This window comes from Roseibium sp., from assembly GCF_050301095.1.
In the GTDB taxonomy this organism is placed as follows: domain Bacteria; phylum Pseudomonadota; class Alphaproteobacteria; order Rhizobiales; family Stappiaceae; genus Roseibium.
In genome coordinates, this window is record NZ_JBNKYW010000018.1 from 1 (window position 1) to 6,533 (window position 6,533).

At 57.7% G+C, this 6,533-nt stretch carries 4 protein-coding genes; 2 read left to right on the plus strand and 2 right to left on the minus strand.

What is annotated here, in order from left to right; genetic code table 11:
- Window positions 1-169 precede the first annotated feature (169 nt).
- Entirely contained in the window at window positions 170-376 is a 207-nt protein-coding gene (locus ACQY7U_RS01125) for a hypothetical protein (RefSeq protein WP_428641119.1), read from the plus strand.
- Between the two features lie 492 nt (window positions 377-868).
- Window positions 869-5,005: a PAS-domain containing protein gene (locus ACQY7U_RS01130; protein WP_428641120.1), complete on the plus strand. Its 4,137-nt coding sequence runs from the start codon at window positions 869-871 to the stop codon at window positions 5,003-5,005.
- A 78-nt stretch (window positions 5,006-5,083) separates the two neighbouring features.
- Here ACQY7U_RS01130 and ACQY7U_RS01135 read toward each other — a convergent pair whose 3' ends face one another.
- Both ACQY7U_RS01135 and atpD read right to left on the minus strand, forming a co-directional pair.
- On the minus strand, window positions 5,084-5,491 hold the full coding sequence (locus ACQY7U_RS01135; RefSeq protein WP_428641122.1) for a F0F1 ATP synthase subunit epsilon: 408 nt from the start codon (window positions 5,489-5,491) through the stop codon (window positions 5,084-5,086).
- A 96-nt stretch (window positions 5,492-5,587) separates the two neighbouring features.
- Window positions 5,588-6,533: F0F1 ATP synthase subunit beta (gene atpD, locus ACQY7U_RS01140; RefSeq protein WP_428641124.1), on the minus strand; the 946-nt coding region annotated here is incomplete at its 5' end.

The following is a 6,533-nucleotide window of genomic DNA, read 5'->3' on the forward strand; positions in this document are numbered from 1 at the left end:
CCGCTTATGTAATCCCTGCGCTTGCTGAAGGGCACCCATTTGGGTTGGACTGCGGATGATGTCCCGGGCGCCGATTACATCCGATTTCTGACAAAGGCTGTTCGGATCCTCTCCTCCCGAGGATGCTCGAGCGCTTTTGCCGCTGGTTAGAAGATCAAAGGAAAACACCATGGCTGACTTGTCTCTCCCGCGTCCGGGCTGCTGCAAATGGGCAGAAGGCGATGCAGGTAACTACATCTTTCCGTGCAACACCCGCATCGAGCCGGGTGTGTCCTACTGCGTAGAGCATAGCGCCATTGTTTACATTCCGCCGGAAGAGCGCCGCCGCAACCGTTCCGGTGGCGGCATGAGCCTGTCCTTCCGCCGCGCGGCCTGAAGACAAAAGCTGCTTGATACACAAAAGCAGATCTTTCGTGGCAAAAGCCCACGGACCTCGAACCCGGCCTCTCAGGCCGGGTTTTTTGTTGCCCCTGCATCGGAGGCAGACTTACCCAAAGAGAACCTGCAAGATTCAGAAATTCTGGAAATTCCGTTCTTTTCAATTCGCCTTTGACAAAATATTCAAACGTAAAACTTCCTACGCATTTCCACTAATACGCAAAAATGCCTCCTGAGATATACAGGCTCCGCCTAAAACAACCCTGTATTTATAGACAAATCGATTAAGTTCTTAAAATTAATCTTATATTGCAACAATTCAGGTACCTATGATTTCACACGATGCTGCCGGAAGGAAACGACGCTAGGTAACGCAAGAAGGACACTCGGCTCTTATCAAGACCCGCCCCATTCGTGAAGCCGAGCATTCGTTGGCAATGTCAGCCTGGAAAGTTGTCGGGACGAATCCCTTCGGGAGACAATGCACACGATGAGCTTTGTGCATGCAGACAATGAAGCCGAACGTCTGGAAGCGCTGAATTCGCTTCAGATCCTTCATTCTGAGCAATTGCCCGAATACGATGCCGTCGTTTCGGCCGTCGCCGCGATTTTCAACTGCCCAATCGCCCTGATCTGCTTCGTTGGTGAAAAGGAACTTTGGTTCAAGGCACGGTGCGGGCTGGAGCCTTCCGAAATGCCGCGGGACAATTCCTTCTGTCAGCACGCCATTCTGAACAGCGAGTTGTTTGTCGTGCCCGACGCGCTTGCAGACGAGCGTTTCAGGGACAACCCTCTGGTCACCGGGCCGCCTCACTTCCGCTTTTATGCCGGATGCCCGCTCTCCATTGATGGCCGGAACCGGCTCGGCACGCTGTGCGTCCTGGACCGGGAACCGCACACTCCGACAGAAGCCCAGCTTGAGCAACTCAGCCGAATGGGAACCGTGGCCGAAGGCCTCATCAAGGCCCACCGGGCCAGGCTGACCTCGAAAGCGGCGCTGCAGGAGGCCGAGCAGGTTCACAAGAGAGCCAAGCGTGAAAGCGATCTGCTTGGAGAGATTGCAAATGTATCCGGTGTCGGCGGATGGGAACTCGACATTGCCTCCAACACCTTGGTCTGGACAGACAAAACCCGGGAAATCCATGAAGTGGAACCGGGTTTCACACCGAGTCTGGAGCTGGCTTTGTCCTTTTACGATCAGGACAGCCGGCCTGTTTTCCGGGAAGCACTGGACAGATGCATTTCGGAGGGAACCGGCTGGGATGTCGAGCTTCCGTTCACAACCGCCAAGGGTCGCAGTCTCTGGATCCGGTCCGCGGGCCGGCCGATTTTCGAAAACGGCAAGCTGACCCGTCTGGTCGGGGCGTTTCAGGATATCACTGCCCGGAAGCAGTCCGAACAAGCCGTGCGCTACTCCGAAGCCGTGCAGCGCACGACCCTGAAGACCTTGAGTGAAGGCATTCTGCTGGTCACCCGTTCTGGACACATTCAGTCATTCAACCCCGCAGCTGCCCATCTACTTGGCTACGCAGGCGAGGAGTTGAGGGGTCTGAGACTTCAGGACCTTGAGCTCGACATCGAAGCCCAGGTCGACGATCCCCTGTCCGGCCGTGAATTGTTCGACCTGACCCCAACCCAGCCTGAGCGAATCGACAAGCTCACCGTTCGGGTCTCGCGGCCCGGTGCGGCCGGCATGGCATGGCTCCGGGTACGGGCCAGATCAATCAGCGCTGCCAGTGAATTCAAGCTGGATGGCGTTGTCATTTCTCTGACCGACATTTCCGAGATCAAGATTCAGGAAGAAAAACTTCAGGCAATTTTCGAAAATTTCCCCGGAGGCATTGTCTACCACGACGAGGAGATGCGCCTCACCGCCTACAACGAAACATTCCGCAGAATGCTCAAGCTTCCGCGCGCGGTGATCGAAAACAGACCACGCAGGCAGGATGCCCTGCTCTATCTGGCGAAGCGAGGCGACTTCGGCCCGGGCAATCCCAAGGAAATCGTCAGAAATACCTTCCAGGACTTCAACGACAAGCAGCCATCGCAATACGAACGCATTACAGGTGACGGCCGGGTTCTGGACACACGCGCCTTCCCGACACCCAGCGGCGGGATGGTCTTCTGTTTGTTCGACGTTACGGAGAAGAAACGCGCGGAAGATGCCGTCAAACGCTCGGAGGCCATTCACAGAACGACGCTGCTCACCCTGCAGGAGGGTATTCTGCTGCTGAGCCGCTCGGGGCAGATCCAATCCGTAAATCCTGCCGCACTGGAATTGCTCGGGTCGACCAACGATGACCTGACCGGCATGCATGTGGCGGACGTCGACCTCGACATACGCTTTGACGTTCCCGGTCATAGCGAGAGCGTTTCCCCGCTTGAACTGGCTGCCCGCGACCCGGCACAGGTTTCAAACACCGTGGTCTGCGTTCACCCTCGCGGCAATGGACAAACCCGCTGGTTGAAGCTGAACGCCAAGCCGATCGACACGGACAGCGATTACGGCCTCGACGGTATCGTCCTCTCCCTGACCGATGTGACGGAAACGATGCGCAACCTGGAAACCCTGCAGGTCGTTTTCAAGAACCTTCCGGGCGGATTGGTCTATTACGACGAGCAACACCGTCTTGCCGTCTGCAACGAGGACTTCGAGAGGCTTCTGCAGCTGCCGCATGAATTCATTCAGGAGCAGGCAACGCTGGAGGAAGTTGCTTACTACATCGCCAAACGCGGCGACTACGGGCCAGGAGACCCTGACAGGCTGTACCGTGAACGCCTGGAACTGTTCAAGGGACCCGAGCCGCATCTTTACGAGAGAACCAGCCCCAACGGCACCATTTTGGAAGTCCGGGGCATTCCGCTGCCGAACGGCGGTCTGGTCTCCAGTTTCTTCGACATTACCGAGCGGAAGCGCTCCGAAATCGCAATCAGACAATCCGAAGCCGTGCACAGAACAACGCTCAAGACCTTGAGTGAAGGCATTTTGCTGCTGTCGCATTCGGGTGAGATTCTGTCCGCCAACCCGGCTGCGGTGCAGCTGTTCGGGATTGCCGACAGGAAACTGACAGGCTTGAACGTCAGCGATCCACACGTCCGGATTCGATGTGAAATCGAAGGTGAAGGGGACTGCGAAAATCTTCTGGCGATGGCAGCGGAAAATCCCACGCGCGTATCGAACCTCGTCGCCTGCATGCGGCCGGAAGATAGCGGATTGTCCAGGTGGCTCAGGGTCAATGCACATCCCGTCGATCAGGATAGCGAATTCGATCTCGATGGCATCGTCGTTTCTCTGACCGATATCACCGAGACCAAACAGCAGGCCGAAACCCTTCAAGTCCTGTTCGACAATTTTCCCGGCGGCTTCGCCCATTACGACGAGAATTTGCGACTGGCGTCCTGCAATTCGGAGTTCGTGCGCCTGCTCAACTATCCGCAGTCCTTTGTCGACGGAAAGCCCACCTTGTTCCAGGCCATCCGCTACAACGCGGTCCGTGGAGACTACGGTCCCGGCGATCCTGACAAGATTGCGAAGGAGCGAATTGAACTTTACGACCTTACCAAGGCTCACAGTTACGAACGAAGTTCAGCGGATGGATCCTTTATCGAAATCCGTTGCACGCCTTTGCCCCAGGGCGGCGTAATCTACAATTTCTTCGACATCACCGATCGCAAACGCATGGAAGCCCAACTGGCCGAAAACGAGCGTACGGCCCGGCTGCGGTCCGAGGAACTGGAAGCCATCCTGTCTGAAATGCGCCAGGGCGTCAGCGTTTTCGACCGTGATGGCCGGCTCACCCTCTGGAACCAGCAATATGTCGACATTTTCGGCAAGCCGGAAGGAGAGGTCAGGAAAGGCATCAGCCTGATGGAACTGATCGAAGCCGAGAAGAACCGCGGCGAATTCGAAGGTGACGTTCATGAACATGTCTCGGACCTTTTGGTCCGCCTGTCCTCCGGACAAGTCGTTCCCTGCAAGTTCGAGCATCCGGGTGGCAGGATCATCAGTTCAATCCATGTCCCGATGCCCACCGGCGGCTGGATCGGTACCCATGAAGACGTGACACAGCGGGAGAAGGCTGCCCAGAAGATCGAATTCGCCGCTCACCACGACATGCTGACCGGGTTGGCCAACCGCACTTTGTTCAACTTGCGTCTGGAGGAAGAGATTGCCGCTGCAGCAGCCACTGGCCGTCACGGCGATCTGATGCTCCTCGACCTCGACCGGTTCAAACCCGTTAACGACAGGTTTGGCCACGATGTCGGGGACGAATTGCTCAAGCAGGTGGCCCGCCGGCTGAAGGAATGTGTCCGGTCCTCGGATCTGATCGCCCGCCTCGGCGGCGACGAGTTCGGCGTTCTGCTCAGCGGAACCGATGCCGCCGGAGGCAGCACCGCGGAAGTTGCCGAACGGCTGGTTCAAAAGATCATGGTCCCCTTTACCGTTCAGGGACACACGGTTTCGATCGGGGTCAGTATCGGCATTGCCTCGGTGACCGGAGAAACGGATGATGCAAGACCAATCCTGAAAAGAGCCGACGTCGCGCTCTACCAGGTAAAGGAACACGGCCGGAACGGATACAAGTTCTTTGATCCGCGGAAACCGCAGGAAGTCGTGAACCTTTGACCCCACGGATCACAAGAAAAACGCGGCCCGTTTCCGGGCCGCGTCCAATTTTCTCAGCAGTCGGTTGCCGTTGAGCGGTCAGGCCGCCTTCAGGGCTTCAACAACGTCCTTCAGACGGGACAGCGTCCTTTCGGCCCGCTGGCGGGAATCGTCGTCCTTTGCATCGGCGACGTCCTCTTCCGCGTTCCTGATCTGCTGATCGAGCTGTTCGGCATCGATCTCGCCGACCGGCACGGCCTGTTCTGCCAGAACGGTCAAACCTTCCGGGGTGACGTCAGCGAAGCCGCCACGTACGAAGTATTCGTCCCAGCCATCGCCTTCCTTGCGGACCTTCAGAATGCCCGGCGTGATGGTGGACATGAACAGGCTGTGGTTCTTGAGAACGCCAAACTCGCCGTCGGCGCCGGGTACGATGACCTCGGAAACCTGCTCGGAGAGGAGCTGGCGCTCCGGCGAGACCAACTCAAACTGGAAAAGTTCAGCCATTTGGCGTCTTCCTTGTCAGTCTACGTTTTCTGATGGCAGAGCCATCAAACATGAAGAAAGCCGGACGCCCGGCGGGGCGTCCGATCAATTTCAGGATCAGGCAGCTTCCGCAGCCAGCCGCTGTGCCTTCTCGATGGCTTCTTCGATGGAGCCGACCATGTAGAAGGCAGCTTCCGGCAGGTGGTCATATTCACCTTCCACCAGGCCCTTGAAGCCCTTGATGGTGTCTTCCAGGGCAACCAGCTTGCCCGGAGAACCGGTGAAGACTTCAGCCACGAAGAACGGCTGGGACAGGAAGCGCTCGATCTTACGTGCGCGGGCAACGGTGAGCTTGTCTTCTTCAGACAGTTCGTCCATGCCCAGGATGGCGATGATGTCCTGGAGCGCCTTGTAACGCTGCAGCGTACCCTGAACGGCACGTGCGGTTTCGTAGTGCTCTTCACCGATGATGCGGGCATCCAGCATACGCGAGGTGGAGTCCAGCGGATCCACGGCCGGATAGATGCCTTTTTCAGCGATGGAACGGTTCAGAACGGTCGTCGCATCAAGGTGCGCGAAGGTCGAAGCCGGTGCCGGGTCGGTCAAGTCGTCGGCCGGGACGTAAACGGCCTGCACGGACGTGATCGAGCCCTTGGTCGTGGTGGTGATGCGCTCCTGCATGGACCCCATGTCGGTAGCAAGCGTGGGCTGGTAACCCACGGCCGACGGGATACGGCCGAGAAGTGCGGACACCTCGGAACCGGCCTGAGTGAAGCGGAAGATGTTGTCCACGAAGAACAGAACGTCCTGGCCCTTGTCGCGGAAGTGTTCCGCCACGGTCAGACCGGTCAGGGCAACACGTGCGCGGGCTCCGGGAGGCTCGTTCATCTGGCCGTAGACGAGAGCCGCCTTGGAGCCTTCGCCGCCGCCTTCCTTGTTCACGCCGGATTCGATCATTTCCCAGTAAAGGTCATTGCCCTCGCGCGTGCGCTCGCCAACGCCTGCAAATACCGAATAGCCGCCATGCGCCTTAGCGATGTTGTTGATCAATTCCATGATGAGC